The organism is Flavobacterium sp. CF108, assembly GCF_900129795.1.
GTDB lineage: Bacteria > Bacteroidota > Bacteroidia > Flavobacteriales > Flavobacteriaceae > Flavobacterium.
Map to the genome: position 1 here is coordinate 72352 of NZ_FQWW01000011.1, position 14271 is coordinate 86622.

Below are 14271 nucleotides of genomic sequence, written 5' to 3' on the forward strand. Positions count from 1 at the left end.
GCTTTTATTTACTTACAAATTGAATCCTGATCTTCTAAACTCTCTTTAAATTCAGTCATATTAACTAATGGATTGGTTTGATTACTCAAAAGCTCTCTTGCGTTTTTGACATTCTGTTTGCTTATCTCCACCTTCTGCCCATGTTTAACAACGCTTATGCAGTCTGGCCCTCCAATTGGACAAGTTGCCTTACTGTCTTCAACTAATATTTTGCTCTGATTACTTAGGGTCACTTTTTCGTAGAAAGCACTCCATTGATTTATTACGGCCTGGCAAGGTTTGTAACTACTTCCTGTAGGCTGCAGTTTACAGTTACCAAAGGTGTTTTTCTCTAAAGTTTGTCCTATTTCTTTCGTGGTTGCAATTAGCTTTTTTGATGCATCTTTATCATTTGCAAAATGTTTATTTTGTGATTTTACTTTTAAAATATCCGTTTGAGGCTTTTCACTAAACTTACATTTTAGCGTTGCACCTTGAACTACTACATGTTTTCCACTCATAATTTTTTTATCTAAATTAAAACAATTTTCTTACAAAATATAAATTATAGTATTTTTCTTTCTATTTTATTTAATTGCATAAAAAAATCCGTCTGAAATTATCAGACGGATTTTTTAATTTTATAAAACTATTATTTCCTAAACCTTAACAGTTTCAATAATCTTATTCAGCGTAATTGGTAAATCTCGCACACGTTTTCCGGTTGCATTAAAAACAGCATTTGCAATTGCAGGCGCCATTCCAACCAAAGCCGTTTCACCAAGACCTTTTGTTCCCATTGGGTTACTGATTGGGTCTTTTTTATTGACAAAGAAAACTTCCTGCTTTTCAATATCGGCATTTACGGGAACATGATAATCGGCAAAATTATTGTTGATTGGACGACCAAAACGATGATCGATTTCCAATGCTTCCATTAATCCCATTCCGATACCTCCTACTGCACCGCCGTACATTTGTCCAGCTGATGTTTTTTGGTTGATAACCGTTCCAATATCGGCACACGAAACAACATGAGCTAAACGTATTTTACCCAAATTCGGATTCACTAATACTTTTACGAAGTGAACTGAAAACGAATAAATCGAATATTTCTTAGCTTCTTCCGTTCCTTTTGATTGGTTTTCAACTTCCAATCCATCTAATTTATTTGCACTAAGCAAAGAAGTTAAAGCAACAGATTTCGCGTTATCTTTTGTTGAAGAAACGATTCCATTTGCAAAAGTCAAATCAGTAATTGGAGTTCCTTTTAAAGCCGGGTTTTCAGTTGCTAATCCCAACACTTTGCTTACTAATAAATTACAGGCATCGTGAACTGCAGAACCAACCGAAGAAGTCGTTGCCGAACCTCCTTGTGTTGGGCCTTTTGGCAATCCGCTTTTTCCCATTTCAATAATTACATTCTCAGCAGGTAAACCAGTTATTTCAGCACCAATTGCCGTCATCATAGTTGCCGTTCCCGGTCCCATATCATTGACGCTGCACTGAAGCACTAAATTTCCATCGGGTAAAAATTTTGCTTTTACAGAAGTTGGACTTCTATAACAACCGAAAGTTCCGGTTCCCATTCCGTAACCTACAAGCCAGTCTCCTTCTTTTACAGAACCCGGCTCGTTTTTACGGTTTTTCCAGCCAATGCGTTCCATTCCACCTTCGTAACATTCTAAAAGATATTTACTGCTCCACGGTTTATTTTGTTCCAAATCTTTCTCTGCATAATTCAGCTTTCGAAATTCAATTGGATCTAAGTTTAATTTATAGGCCAGTTCGTCCATTGCACATTCTAATGCAAAAGAACCCGTAGCCTCGCCCGGACCACGCATCCAGATTGGCGTACAAGTGTCTAACGGAACAATTCTGTAACGTGTCGAAACATTTTCACAATCGTAAATAAATCGGGACATGTTTACGGTTCCTTCCATGAAATCTTCATAGCTTGAAGTCATCGCAACGGCTTCGTGAGTCAAACCAGTTAGTTTTCCGGCTTTTGTTGCACCAAGACCCATTTTTTGAATGGTATAAGGTCTGAAACCAACATTGGTAAACATCTGCTCGCGGTGCAAAACTAATTTTACAGGGCGGTTTAATTTCTTCGATCCAATTAAAGCTGCAATTTCATAAGGCCATGTGTGTAATCCCATTCCAAATGCGCCTCCAAGATATTCAGAGTGTACTTCTACATCTTCTGCAGGTACATCAAAAACTCCGGCAACACTTCTGCGCGTTCCTTCAACACCTTGACTTTTGGTGTATAAAATTGGTTTGTTTCCGTCCCATTTTGCGATAATATTCGCCAGTTCCATTGGATTATGAACTTCAGTTGGAATCGTATAATCGGCTTCTAAAATTACTTCTGCATTTTTGTAACCGTCATGAACTCCTCTGTGGTAATCATTCCCTTTATCTGTTTCAACTTTTTTCTCTTTATCCGCAGCTTTTTGAAGTTCAGTCGAATGCTCTTCTTTAAAATAATCTGCTTTAATTAAACTCGCTGCATATTGCATACGCTCAAAAGTATCGGCAATTACCAACGCAATTGGCTGATCGTAATACAAAACCGAATCATCTTTGAAAATCTGCAGCGGCTGTCCAAAATTATGTTTGTCTTTTGCTTTTTGATATCCGGCAGGTTTATCCACATTTAAATGCGTAATAACAGCCAGAACTCCCGGCGCCCATTCTGCTTTTTTAGTATCGATGGTTTTGATTCTTCCTTTTGCAATTGTACTTCCAACCAAACAGGCATACACTACTCCGGACGTTTTATATTCGGCAGAATAAGTTGCTGAACCCGTTACTTTAGCAAATCCGTCAACTCTATTAATATTACTTGTCTTGCTCATAATTCTAATTATTTTGATGCTGCTATTGTAAGTGCTTCTGTTATTGCATTTGGACCAAGCGTTAATTTAAAATCATTGCCTCCGTACGCTTTCGCGCCTTTCATTGACAAGTCTGCCGCTTTTCTAAATATCTCTTCTGAAACTGTTTTTCCTTTCAGGAATTCTTCTGCTTCAGTTAATCTCCACGGTTTATGTGCTACACCGCCCATCGCCAGTCGAACATCATTTATTACATTATTTTTTATATCTAAAGCCGCAGCAACAGAAACCAATGCAAAAGCATAACTTGTCCTATCACGAACTTTTAAATAATGTACATTTTTAGTGAAATTATTATCGGGAATCTCAACCGAAGTTATCAATTCTTTATTTTCTAAAGTATTGTCTTTTTCAGGTGTATTTCCCGGCAGACGATGAAAATCTGTAAATTTTATTTGTCGTTTTCCTTTTGGGCCTTCGACTAAAACATTTGCATCTAATGCTGCCAATGCCACACACATATCACTCGGGTGAACGGCAATGCAGCTGTCTGAAGCGCCAAAAATGGCATGCATTCTGTTAGAACCTCCAATGGCACCGCAGCCACTTTTAGGAGTTCTTTTATTGCATGGCATATCGGTATTGTAGTAATATGAACAACGTGTTTTTTGCAGCATATTACCGCCAACCGTTGCCATGTGTCTGATTTGCTGAGATGCTCCAGCCGCTAAAGCCAAAGCTAACAAAGGATGTTTTTCTTTTATCGATGCGTCTTCGGCAACCTGACTGTTTTTAGCTAAGGCTCCTATTGAAACTTTTCCGGTTAAGAATTCTATTTTCTTTAAATCTAATCCTGTAATATCAACCAGTTTGTCTGGAGCCACCACATTCTTTTTCATTAAATCTACCAAATTTGTTCCGCCGGCAATAAACATAGCTTCTTTTTCTTTGCTGATGCTCGATACCGCTGAACTCGAAGATAATGCTTTAATTATTTGAAAATTTTTCATAATTCCTTCCCTCCTTCCTTCACTTCAGTTATGGCATCAACGATATTATGATAAGCACCGCATCGACAGATGTTTCCACTCATATATTCTCTGATTTCTTCTCGGCTGTTCGCGTGGCCTTCTTTGATACACGCAATTCCCGACATGATTTGTCCGGGTGTGCAATAACCACACTGAAAGCCGTCGTGCTTGATAAAAGCTTCCTGCATTGGGTGCAGTTTTTTTCCTTTTGAAAGTCCTTCGATTGTAGTGACCTGAGCATTTTGCTGCATGGTTGCCAAAGTCAGACACGATAAAATTCGGGTTCCGTTTACGTGAACCGTACACGCACCGCATTGTCCGTGGTCACAGCCTTTTTTTGTTCCGGTAAGCAATAATTGTTCTCTTAATAAATCGAGTAAAGTAGTTCTTGGCTCGATATTAAGACTGTGTTTTTTTCCGTTTACTTCGATAGAAAGCGGTACTGTTTCTAAATACTCCGCTATTTTTTCATCCCACTTATTCTCTGAAGCCATAACCAGTGAAGGCGGCGCCAGAGCAAGGGCGGTAAAAAGTCCTGATTTTTTTATAAAGTCACGACGGGAATTTGAGTCATTCTCTGTTACTTTATCTGGATTTGTTTTTTTAGAAGCCATTCCATCTCTCTTTTAAATTAGCAAAAACTCTTGGGTATTCTAACAAATTTAACAATCTTAATCCACAAAAACTTATGAAATTCAAACATTGAGCTTATTTAGAATAATTACAATTTCGGTGTGTGTTTTAACGCAAAGAACACTAAGGTTTTTTATCTCAGTTTGTGGTAAGTAGATGTAAAGTTCGCAAAGCTGGAATTGATATTCGACGGGTGTTTTTTTAACGCAAAGCGCGCAAAGATTTTTTATCTCACTTTAGTTAATCGAAGGCAAAGTTCGCAAAGCTGGATTTGATATTCTGTGGATGTTTTTTAACACAAAGCGCGCAAAGGTTTTTATCTCACATTATGTTAAGCGAAGGCAAAGTTCGCAAAGCTGGGATTGATAAAGCTTTGCGAACTTTGCAATTATCTAGATAATTAACTTTAAAAAAAACTTTGCGCACTTTGCGATAAAAAACTTTGCGCACTTTGCGATAAAAAACTTTGCGCACTTTGCGTTAAAAACTACACACAGAAAAAACTACACACAGAAACAGATTTATTATTTACATTGAAAATTGTATTTTTACGAGATTAAGTTTTTATTATGCCAAATCAGCAACACATTTACCTTGACAATAATGCTACAACTCGTGTTGATGAGCGGGTCTTAGAAGCTATGCTTCCCTATTTTACTGATTTTTATGCCAATTCTACAAGTCAGCACATTGCGGGATTATCGGTAAACGAAGCTGTTGAAAATGCTGCATGGCAAACCGCTGATTTGATTAATGCCGATGCTGATGAAATTGTTTTTACTTCGGGGGCTACAGAAGCGATAAATCTGGCGATAAAAGGTCTGGCTGATCAGGATCGAAAACATATTGTTACGGTTGCTACAGAACACAAAGCAGCTCTAGAAACTTGTCGTTTTATGGAAAGTATTGGCTTTGAAGTCAGTTACTTACCTGTTAATTGTGAAGGGATTTTAGATCTTAATCTTTTAAATGAAATTATTACAGATAAAACACTGGTTTTCATAGGAATGCTTTCTAATAATGAAACGGGTGTCATACAAAATGTCAGCGAAATTTCAACGATTCTTAAAAATAAAAATGTGTTATTTTTGTGTGATGCAACTCAGGCGGCGGGGAGAATTCCGATTGATGTAAAAATTCTTGGAATTGATCTTTTGACTTTGTCTGCACATAAATTTTATGGACCAAAAGGTGTTGGTGCTTTGTATATTTCGGCGAAAGCCAAACTAAAATTAGTTCCTCAAATTCATGGCGGCGGTCATCAGCGAAAATTACGCAGCGGAACGCTGAATATTCCCGGAATTATCGGTTTAGGTAAAGCTGCAGAAATAGCTGTAAATGAATTAGAAACAAATAAAAACAGAATCGAAATATTACGTAATAAACTAGAAAAGGGTTTATTGCAATTTGAAGGTTCTTTTGTAAATGGAAATATTCAAAACCGAGTTTATAATACTTCTAATATTTGTTTTCCGGGCGTAAATTCAGAAAAACTTATCATGGCTTTGGGGAATATTTCGGTTTCGAATGGGGCTTCTTGTTCTGCGGTTACGTCTGAGCCTTCGCATGTTTTAAAAGCTATGGGATTGTCTGATGAGGAGGCTTTGAGTTCGATTCGGTTTAGTTTGGGGAGATTTACTACTTCGGAAGAAATTGATATTGCTGTTGAGCGGGTTTTGAGCTTGGCGAGAGAATTTGCCACTAAGATGCTAAGGCACTAAGTTTTTTGTTTGCTTTGAGAAATAATCTCGCAGAGTCGCAAAGTTTTTTGTTTCACGCAGATTTTGCAGATTTAGCAGATTTTTTTCTTTTATTACTAAGTCCTGTTTGTCATTTCGAGGAACGAGAAATCGCACTCCTGAATCGACAAAGATTGGTGACATTCTGTGCGGAGTTTCTAGTGCGATTTCTCGTTCCTCGAAATGATAAACTAAACCTATGAACCTTTGTCACTTTGCACCTTTGAACCTCTATTTAAAAAGCTTATCGTAATCTTCTTCAGTATCAATATCAATATCCCCTTTTTCGAAAGGAATTGAATAGACGTCATTTTGATGTTTTTTAATGATTTTTTTTGCTCCTTCCTGCCCACTCAATTCAAGCAATTCATTAAAGTATTTTCTATGAAATAAAACCGGAGTTCCTAAGGTTTCGGAATAAGCCGAAGCAATAATTCTTTTTTTGCTTTTATGATAGTGCCTAATTAAATGTTCAAAAATTAAATATGTAACAAAGGGCTGATCACAAACGGCAAAAATACATTCATCGCAATCGGGCTTTAAAAGCAATAATTCATTTAATCCTTTTACAATTGAAGATGACATTTCGTTTTCCCATTCGGGATTAAAACAAATGTTTATTTCTTCAGTATTAAGCTGTTTTTCTACTTCATTATGATTCGCACCGGTTACCACAATTACAAATGAATTGTACACTTTTAAAGCTTCAGAAATCGTGTTCTTTAAAAGAGTTGATCCTTTATATTTTAATAATTGCTTTGGTCTTCCTAATCTTGAAGAATTACCTGCAGCTAAAATTATAATAGCGGTTTTATATTTAAATTTATCTTTCATAATGAATTTCGTCATGAATTTTACCTGCTTTATACTTTAAAGAAGTTCCTGTTTTTCCTGCCGAAAAAGCTTTGATTTCTGATACAATTGAAAGTGCAATTTCTTCGGATGTTTCTGCTCCAATGTCTAATCCAACCGGACTGTAAATTCGCTCTAATTGTTCTTCGCTTACATTAATTCCTTCGTTTTGAAGATCATCGAGCATTCGGTTTAATTTTGTTTTTGGACCGAGAATTCCAATGTATTGGCAGTCTGTTTTTAAAAGTAATTTTAGAACCGCTAAATCGTATTTGTAATTGTGGGTCATCAAAACAAAATACGTTTGATTATCAATGGTAATATTTTCCAGAAATTCTTCTGGTTTTACTGCATTTACTTTATTTGCTTTTGGAAAACGTTTTTCTATTGCATGTGTCGCACGTCCGTCACCAACTGTAATTTTCCAGCCTAAAATGGATGCCATTTTAACCAAAGGCTGAACATCGTTTCCTGCTCCGGCAATTACGAGTGAAATTGGCGGATTTATATATTCCATTAAAGCTTCGTTTTCGCTTTCTGTTTGAAGTTTTTTTACAATTGATGTTTTGCTTTTCAAGACTTCATGTACATCTGAAATTAAATCCAGAACCTCATCACTGTGAACTCGAATTTGATTTTCCTGTCTGTAAAAAAGTGTTGTTCCGAGCTGAATGGCATTTCTTTTTAAAGAAAAAACAGTCACGATTACGGCTTCTTTTCTTTCTAATTCTAATTGTTGCAAAAGTTGTATGGGATTTTTTGATACTTCTTCATCAATATATTCAAACAGAATATGAACAATTCCATTGCAGCCAAGCTGTAAACCTACTTCAATATCCTCTTCATTATTCGTATTGTAGGTAATTAGTTTGTTTTGTTTTTGATGAATCGAAAGAAGCGCTTTTCGTAATGCATCGCCCTCCAGACAGCCGCCGCTTATGGCTCCTGTTAATTCTCCATCTTCTGTAACGAGCATGCGTGCTCCGGGCTGGCGATACGACGATCCTTCAACTTTAACGACTGTTGCCAAAGCTGTTTTTTTTCCTGCCGATTTTGCTTCTGTGTATGCTTTAAGAATTTCGCTGATTTCTTTCATAAAAATAAATGTCCATCAACAGAAATTTGTATTGATGATCTTTCATCCTCTAAAAATAAAAAATATTATAAACTTAAAGGCAGTAAAGCTATTTAAGTTTATAATATTCTGAATTAAAAATCGGCATGATTTATTTTTTTAGATCTAAAGAATAATTCAACTTCGATTTTATTATTTTTCGATCACGGTCGAGCATATAGATTTTTTTGGTGTCTGAACTTAAATAACCATAATACGATTGTTTTTCGACTGGTTTATCCCAATTCAAAACAAAAATGGTTCCGTCGGGATCGTTTTCTAAACCTCGTTCTGTATTAAAATTTCCTTTTTCAACAAACTCTTTTTCAGGCGATTTTCCTTTGTAAATACTTGATAGTTCAAATTTTTGTCCTTCCATTGTTCCGTTTCCCTGATAAATTTTAAGAACGGTTTGAATACCGCTGCAATCTGCACAGGGCAGTAATCCTTCGTAAACCAAAACATTTTCGGTTGTGCTGTTTTCAACTTTTATATTAGTTGAATCTGGTACTGCAGCATTTGTTTTTTCTTCATTTTTCTTGCTGTTACAAGACATCAATTGAACTGCAGTGATTAGCAAAATCAATACATTTTTCATATTTCTTAATTTTAATATTATTTCAAATTTAAAGAATTTTCTTATAATTAAAAACTAAATCTATCAGCTTTTAAAAAATCTCAATTATAGTTAACAAATTGTAAACGATTATTTTTTCCTGCAATATCATTTGTATTATGAAGTTTTGTATTTTTATCAATAACAATAATTATAGTTAACTTAAATAAAAAACTACATGGGAAAATTTGTAATTACTAAAAGAACCAATGGTGAATTTCAATTCAATTTAAAAGCTGGAAACGGCCAGACAATTTTGACTAGTGAAGGTTATACGACTAAAGCGGGAGCCTTAAACGGAATTGAATCTGTTAAAACAAACTCTCAGGACGATAATCGTTATGACAGAAAAGAATCTAGTAATGGCAAACCATATTTTAACTTAAAAGCCAGCAACGGGCAAAATATTGGTGCAAGTGAAATGTATGAAAGTACTGCTGCCAGAGAAAACGGAATCGAGTCAGTAAAAAAGAACGCTCCTGATGCAGATACAGATGATCAAACGGCTTAATTGTTAAAAGATACAAATTAAAAACGAGGCTTAAGAGCCTCGTTTTTTTATATGTGACCAAACTTTACTTTATAACGGTCTAGTTCTTCTTCTGTTTTATTTAAAAGTTTTTCCAGAAGTTTTATTTTATCTTCATAGAGTTCTTTCAGGGCTTCATCATTGTTAGAATTAATTAATATGCTTCCGTTGTTACTATTTCCTTTTACGGTATTATAGTTGTTGAAATATCTCTGACTGTCAAAACTTATAATATCTTCTACGCTTACTTCTAAAATCCGTGCTATTTCTACTAATTTAACATAGGATAACATTGTTCTTCCTTTTTCTATTTTACTATAACCTGCCTGAGTGACACCAAGTTGATCTGCCATATATTCCTGAGTGTAATTTTTTAACTCTCTAATGCTTTTAATTTTGTTTTTTATTGAAGTTGCCATAAGTTTGATTTGGAGGAGGGCGTGTGTAACTTAAACAGCCGCAACTAAACTTAGGGGGGTATTGCAGCCTTATTTTTTTGGGGTAATTACAGTTCTGTTCCTGTAGGTCGATGAAACAGAACTTGTTTATTTTTTTTTAATTATAATTATGAAACCATATACGAGAGCGATAACTATAAAAGCCAGATCGTAACTGGAAATCTCATTTAATAGTTGGTTCATTGCTATATTTAGTTTGTTGTTTTTAAGATCCGTTCGAATTGAAAATTTAAATATTGATCGATTTGTTTTCCAATTACTGGCCGGTCTAAAGCATTTATTTTTACTTTAGTTTCTTTTTTGTAGATGTCTTTTACAATCACAAAATAGTCAAATTCTGTCTTGTTGTTAAACCGCAGAATAATCAAAAAAGAATAGCACAATAAAGTTGGAATTAAGTAATAGAGTTCCATTACATTGGTAAAAATCATGCAATAATAAGCTAAAACTGTTACGGCCATAAAAGCGCCATTTTCAAAAAGATAAGTTTTCTTTTTTTTGAGCAGTCCAAGTTCTACAATTTCATTAAAATTGTACTGCCATTGTTTTGATCCGTACTGAAACTGTACCTGATCATGAGTGAGGGAAATGAACATAATAATAAATAATTAAATCTTTTTAAAGAAAGCCTGGTGAGAAAGCTGTCTAAAAAAATGTTTTCGGCTTAAATGAATACATTTGAAAATGCTGTAGTGGTAAACAACACATCATTTCACAATATTACGCATAATCAGCTTTTTTTTCTTACAAGTCAGCTTATAGAATATAACCAGACGTTGTAATTAAATCTAATTATAAATTTTACCTTATGATTTAAAAATTCAATATGGCGTTTTACTTATATAAGTAATACATAAAAAAAGCCACTCCTTTTATAAGGAATGGCTTTTAGAAAGGATAAAGTTACAAAATTATTTTAAACCGTCGACTCCAATATGAGTTGGAATTACTTCTTTTATACTTCCGTCTGGATTAAACTCTAATTTATCGATGCAGACTTCGCGATGAAATCCTCCTGCTTCTCCCATTTTAATTCCCGTTGGATAGGAAAATCTATGATAAACAAGATACCATTCATCTTTATTTGGAATTTGCAAAACAGAATTATGCCCTGTTGCGTGAATTCCAACATCTGGTTTTCCCTGAATCACAATATTATTTTTCGGAATTTCAATTGGTCCTAAAGGCGATTTTGAAGTTCCGTATCTCACTTTATAATTTGGACTTCTGGTATCGTCTTCACTCCAAAGGAAATAATACGTTCCTTTTCTGTAGAATATATAAGTTCCTTCGCGAAATGAATCATTAACAGTAATTACTTTAGTACTCGCTTTTTTAAGGGAAACCATATCAGCATTCAATTCGGCGACACCCATGTACATATTACCCCAGTATAAATAGCTTTTTTCGCTTACCGGATCTGTAAAAACATCAGGATCTATTTCCTGACCGTCTTTTATTCCTTCAGGTCTTGTGCTTACTAATGCCTTTCCGCTGTCATTAAAAGGTCCTGTCGGACTATCTGAAACTGCCACACCTATTTTTTGTGCTGCTGTGAAATAATAGAAATATTGGTATTTGCCTTTTATCTTTTTCTCTACAATACAAGGCGCCCAAGCATTGCGGTTTGCCCAGCTTACATCTTTTCTAAGATCGAGAATAATTCCTTCGTCTTTCCAGTCTTTCAAATTATCTGAAGAAAAAGTCTTAAAATAATTTCCAGACCAGCCGTCAAAACCGTCACTTGTTGGGTAGATATAATACTTTTTGGTTTTATTTGAATACAGAATTTCCGGATCGGCATAATAACCTTCTAAAACTGGGTTATTGTTTACTTTTGGATATTTTGCTGGCATTCCCCATTTGTCTGTAATTCTTTTTAATTCAGAACGTGTAATAGGTAAAATCGTTCCGTGACGCGGATTAAAATCCATTGAAATATCATTATCTATTACGGTAAAATTTTCTAAATCTTTCGTTTTTGTAAACTGATATCTTCCTTTTGTATATACATCATACATCAAGATATATTCGTCTGAATTGTTTAATTTGAAAACGCTAGAACCTTCAACTCCATCTTTTGTCTGCTGCAGATAATTATCATTTTCAGTCCATTTTCCCGAAGTTAAATCAGTGGTTGTAGCGACTTTGATTCCTGCAGTTTCTGTTTCGGTTTTATAAAAAAGATGATAAACTCCGTCTTTTTCAATGATATCGCCGTCAATACAGGCTCTTTCTGATTTTGGTACAAACAATAATTTTGGTGCGTTTTCCAGAGCTGTGAAATCTTTATTCGCGTAAGCGTAATAAATTTTATCTGGCCCTCCTGCATATTGCAAACTGAAGTAAATTAAATATTTTCCAGCTTTAGCATCATAAATAGTCTGCGGAGCCCAAACTCGTTTTAGGTTTTCGTTTCCTGAAAAAGCTGTTTGAATATTTACTACGCTGCTTTTCCAGTTTACTAAATCTGTACTTTTTAGCAAAACCATGGCGCGGTTGCTGTCCCAGCCTTTTGAAGAAGTCATATCGGTCAAAACCATATAAAAAGTTTTTCCGTCGTTGCCTCTTAAAATATGCGGATCACGAACTCCTCCAGTTGAACTTATTGTTTTACTGTCTAAAACGGGTTTATTATTGTTGAGATGATAATAATGATAACCATCTGCACTTACGGCGAAGCGAACTGCCTCTTCTTCAACAGAATTTCCTGTAAAATAAACGAACAAATAGGCTGTTAAATCTTTCTCGGCAATTACGGGCGGAATTCCTTTTGTATTCTGGGCTTGTAAAAAATTAAAAATCGATAAAAATAATACAAGACTAAAATGTGCTTTCTTCATTATTTTTTACTTTTTAATTGATATAAAACGGAACTGTGCGGTTTTAAGTCGGCTGCAATTGTTGTTGATGTTGTTTTGGATTTTTCGTTTGTCCACATATTTAAAATTTCAGCCGAACCTGAAATTCCGAGATCAGAAAGATTTACTGAAACATTCTGTGTTGCCGAATCTGAAATATTAAATAAAGCCAGATAAATACTGCCGTCTTTTGCATTTTTTGAAATCACAGCAATTTTACCTTCTTTTTGGAAAAGTTGTTTTACAGAAGTGCTTTCGTTGTGCATTTTTACCACATTTTTATTGGTTAATAATGATAAAGTAAAAGCATCGTTACTTGGTAAATCTCCACCAAAAAACAATGGTGATTTGAAAATATTGAAAAACGTAATCAACGTATATTGTTCATCTTTTGTTAAACGCGTCATCCTGTCTTCGCCTCTTTCTCCTCTTACTGAAATACGACCAAGCGGAATCATATCGCAATCTGGCCATGTTCCCGGCGCTATATACGGATACCATTTTTGAGCCACATCCATTAAATGGGTAATGTGCGGCCAAGTGTCCCAAACGTCGTCAACCATACGCCACATATTGGCGTGTGTGGTTACGTGCGGCGCGGCTTCGATTGGCGTTTCTCCAGGTGAAGTACTTAAAACAATTTTACGTCCGCATTTGTCGATTGCATTTCTAATTAAGTTGATTTCGCCTTCGTGATACGGTCTTGACAAATCATCAATTTTAATGAAATCTACACCCCATTGTGCATACAATTCAAAAATAGAATTGTAGTATTCCTGTGCTCCCGGCTTGTCAGCAACAATTGTATAATTATCTTTTAACCATTCACATTGTAAAGCAGTCGTATAAATTTGATCTGCTGTAACCCCGTTTGCGCCTTTTATTGGCAGTTTGTCTTCAATGGCTTTTTTAGGGATTCCGCGCATAATATGGATTCCGAATTTCAGGCCTTTTTTATGAATATAATCTGCTAAAGGCTTAAATCCCTGTCCGTCTTTTGCTGATGGAAAACGGTTTACAGCTGGTAAATATCTTCCGTATTGATCGATTACATAACGCGGGTCTGTTTGGTTATAACCTCCTGCTTTGTCGTTTTCTACAAACCATCGAATGTCTACCACAACATATTCCCAGCCAAATTTCTTTAGATTTTTTGCCATATAATCGGCATTGGCTTTTACTTCGTGTTCTTCAACGGTTGGTCCGTAACAATCCCAGCTGTTCCAGCCCATTGGAGGGGTTTGTGCCCATTGTTTAAATTCGTCTTTTTTGAAAACTTTATTTTGTGCATTGGAACAAATTGATGCCAAAACAACTCCTAAAATTAGAGTAATTTTATTCTTGATTTTCATTATAATGTGGTTAGATGTTAATAAATGTAAAATTTACACTTTCAAATATAATAAACTTTAGTCGTAAAATGCAATTAACCTGCCTGTAAACCAAAAATACAAACAGGTTAATTGACAATCTAAAAAAACTAACTAATATTTCTCTGCTTTAGAAAAAATTCTACCAACATGTAGTTCCTACGGAACATTTTACCAATAACTATTTTACATTAATGGTAACTTCAGCTACCGATATATTGTTCCTACGGAACATTTTTACCAATA

13 protein-coding genes are annotated in these 14271 nt (G+C 35.1%); 2 read left to right on the forward strand and 11 right to left on the reverse strand.

Going from position 1 to position 14271, the window contains the following annotated elements; translation table 11 throughout:
* Positions 1-8 precede the first annotated feature (8 nt).
* The 4 genes from BUE10_RS22610 to BUE10_RS22625 all read right to left on the reverse strand — a co-directional run bounded on the left by BUE10_RS22610 (position 9) and on the right by BUE10_RS22625 (position 4467).
* Complete coding sequence (locus BUE10_RS22610; protein WP_073489274.1) at positions 9-500, reverse strand: DUF4280 domain-containing protein; 492 nt, start codon at positions 498-500, stop codon at positions 9-11.
* Between the two features lie 138 nt (positions 501-638).
* Positions 639-2843, reverse strand: coding sequence for a xanthine dehydrogenase family protein molybdopterin-binding subunit (locus tag BUE10_RS22615; protein WP_073489276.1), 2205 nt, complete (start codon positions 2841-2843; stop codon positions 639-641).
* A gap of 8 nt (positions 2844-2851) precedes the next feature.
* Complete coding sequence (locus BUE10_RS22620; RefSeq protein ID WP_073489278.1) at positions 2852-3832, reverse strand: FAD binding domain-containing protein; 981 nt, start codon at positions 3830-3832, stop codon at positions 2852-2854.
* Positions 3829-4467, reverse strand: a complete 639-nt coding sequence (locus BUE10_RS22625; protein WP_053471955.1) for a 2Fe-2S iron-sulfur cluster-binding protein — start codon at positions 4465-4467, stop codon at positions 3829-3831. Before BUE10_RS22625 ends, BUE10_RS22620 begins: the two co-directional genes overlap by 4 nt.
* A gap of 588 nt (positions 4468-5055) precedes the next feature.
* On the opposite strand from BUE10_RS22625, the gene BUE10_RS22630 reads away from it, so the two are divergent.
* Entirely contained in the window at positions 5056-6207 is a 1152-nt protein-coding gene (locus tag BUE10_RS22630) for a cysteine desulfurase family protein (protein ID WP_073489280.1), read from the forward strand.
* A gap of 249 nt (positions 6208-6456) precedes the next feature.
* On the opposite strand, the gene BUE10_RS22640 is transcribed toward BUE10_RS22630, so the two are convergent.
* From BUE10_RS22640 to BUE10_RS22650, 3 genes are all read right to left on the reverse strand, one after another.
* Positions 6457-7074 carry a nucleotidyltransferase family protein gene (locus BUE10_RS22640; protein ID WP_083598264.1) on the reverse strand — a complete coding sequence of 206 codons (618 nt, stop codon included), beginning with the start codon at positions 7072-7074 and terminating at the stop codon, positions 6457-6459.
* Complete coding sequence (locus BUE10_RS22645; RefSeq protein ID WP_073489284.1) at positions 7049-8173, reverse strand: XdhC family protein; 1125 nt, start codon at positions 8171-8173, stop codon at positions 7049-7051. The genes BUE10_RS22640 and BUE10_RS22645 overlap by 26 nt, the downstream gene beginning before the upstream one ends.
* A 130-nt stretch (positions 8174-8303) precedes the next feature.
* Positions 8304-8789 carry a copper resistance protein NlpE gene (locus BUE10_RS22650; protein WP_073489286.1) on the reverse strand — a complete coding sequence of 162 codons (486 nt, stop codon included), beginning with the start codon at positions 8787-8789 and terminating at the stop codon, positions 8304-8306.
* A 196-nt stretch (positions 8790-8985) separates the two neighbouring features.
* Here BUE10_RS22650 and BUE10_RS22655 point away from each other — a divergent pair, with 196 nt between their 5' ends.
* Positions 8986-9318 carry a YegP family protein gene (locus BUE10_RS22655; protein WP_073489287.1) on the forward strand — a complete coding sequence of 111 codons (333 nt, stop codon included), beginning with the start codon at positions 8986-8988 and terminating at the stop codon, positions 9316-9318.
* Positions 9319-9365: 47 nt separating this feature from the next.
* Here BUE10_RS22655 and BUE10_RS22660 read toward each other — a convergent pair whose 3' ends face one another.
* The 4 genes from BUE10_RS22660 to BUE10_RS22675 all read right to left on the reverse strand — a co-directional run bounded on the left by BUE10_RS22660 (position 9366) and on the right by BUE10_RS22675 (position 14007).
* On the reverse strand, positions 9366-9755 hold the full coding sequence (locus tag BUE10_RS22660; protein ID WP_073489289.1) for a helix-turn-helix transcriptional regulator: 390 nt from the start codon (positions 9753-9755) through the stop codon (positions 9366-9368).
* 230 nt (positions 9756-9985) lie between these two features.
* Complete coding sequence (locus tag BUE10_RS22665) at positions 9986-10390, reverse strand: hypothetical protein (protein ID WP_073489291.1); 405 nt, start codon at positions 10388-10390, stop codon at positions 9986-9988.
* Positions 10391-10705: 315 nt separating this feature from the next.
* Positions 10706-12637: a glycoside hydrolase family 43 protein gene (locus BUE10_RS22670; protein WP_073489293.1), complete on the reverse strand. Its 1932-nt coding sequence runs from the start codon at positions 12635-12637 to the stop codon at positions 10706-10708.
* Entirely contained in the window at positions 12637-14007 is a 1371-nt protein-coding gene (locus BUE10_RS22675) for a glycoside hydrolase family 27 protein (protein WP_073489295.1), read from the reverse strand. Before BUE10_RS22675 ends, BUE10_RS22670 begins: the two co-directional genes overlap by 1 nt.
* Positions 14008-14271 lie beyond the last annotated feature (264 nt).

Bases quoted from the DNA above. Each gene is read 5' to 3' on its own strand.
- BUE10_RS22610 (WP_073489274.1), bottom strand. From the start codon at position 500: ATGAGTGGAAAACATGTAGTAGTTCAAGGTGCAACGCTAAAATGTAAG.
- BUE10_RS22615 (WP_073489276.1), bottom strand. From the start codon at position 2,843: ATGAGCAAGACAAGTAATATTAATAGAGTTGACGGATTTGCTAAAGTA.
- BUE10_RS22620 (WP_073489278.1), bottom strand. From the start codon at position 3,832: ATGAAAAATTTTCAAATAATTAAAGCATTATCTTCGAGTTCAGCGGTA.
- BUE10_RS22625 (WP_053471955.1), bottom strand. From the start codon at position 4,467: ATGGCTTCTAAAAAAACAAATCCAGATAAAGTAACAGAGAATGACTCA.
- BUE10_RS22630 (WP_073489280.1), top strand. From the start codon at position 5,056: ATGCCAAATCAGCAACACATTTACCTTGACAATAATGCTACAACTCGT.
- BUE10_RS22640 (WP_083598264.1), bottom strand. From the start codon at position 7,074: ATGACGAAATTCATTATGAAAGATAAATTTAAATATAAAACCGCTATT.
- BUE10_RS22645 (WP_073489284.1), bottom strand. From the start codon at position 8,173: ATGAAAGAAATCAGCGAAATTCTTAAAGCATACACAGAAGCAAAATCG.
- BUE10_RS22650 (WP_073489286.1), bottom strand. From the start codon at position 8,789: ATGAAAAATGTATTGATTTTGCTAATCACTGCAGTTCAATTGATGTCT.
- BUE10_RS22655 (WP_073489287.1), top strand. From the start codon at position 8,986: ATGGGAAAATTTGTAATTACTAAAAGAACCAATGGTGAATTTCAATTC.
- BUE10_RS22660 (WP_073489289.1), bottom strand. From the start codon at position 9,755: ATGGCAACTTCAATAAAAAACAAAATTAAAAGCATTAGAGAGTTAAAA.
- BUE10_RS22665 (WP_073489291.1), bottom strand. From the start codon at position 10,390: ATGTTCATTTCCCTCACTCATGATCAGGTACAGTTTCAGTACGGATCA.
- BUE10_RS22670 (WP_073489293.1), bottom strand. From the start codon at position 12,637: ATGAAGAAAGCACATTTTAGTCTTGTATTATTTTTATCGATTTTTAAT.
- BUE10_RS22675 (WP_073489295.1), bottom strand. From the start codon at position 14,007: ATGAAAATCAAGAATAAAATTACTCTAATTTTAGGAGTTGTTTTGGCA.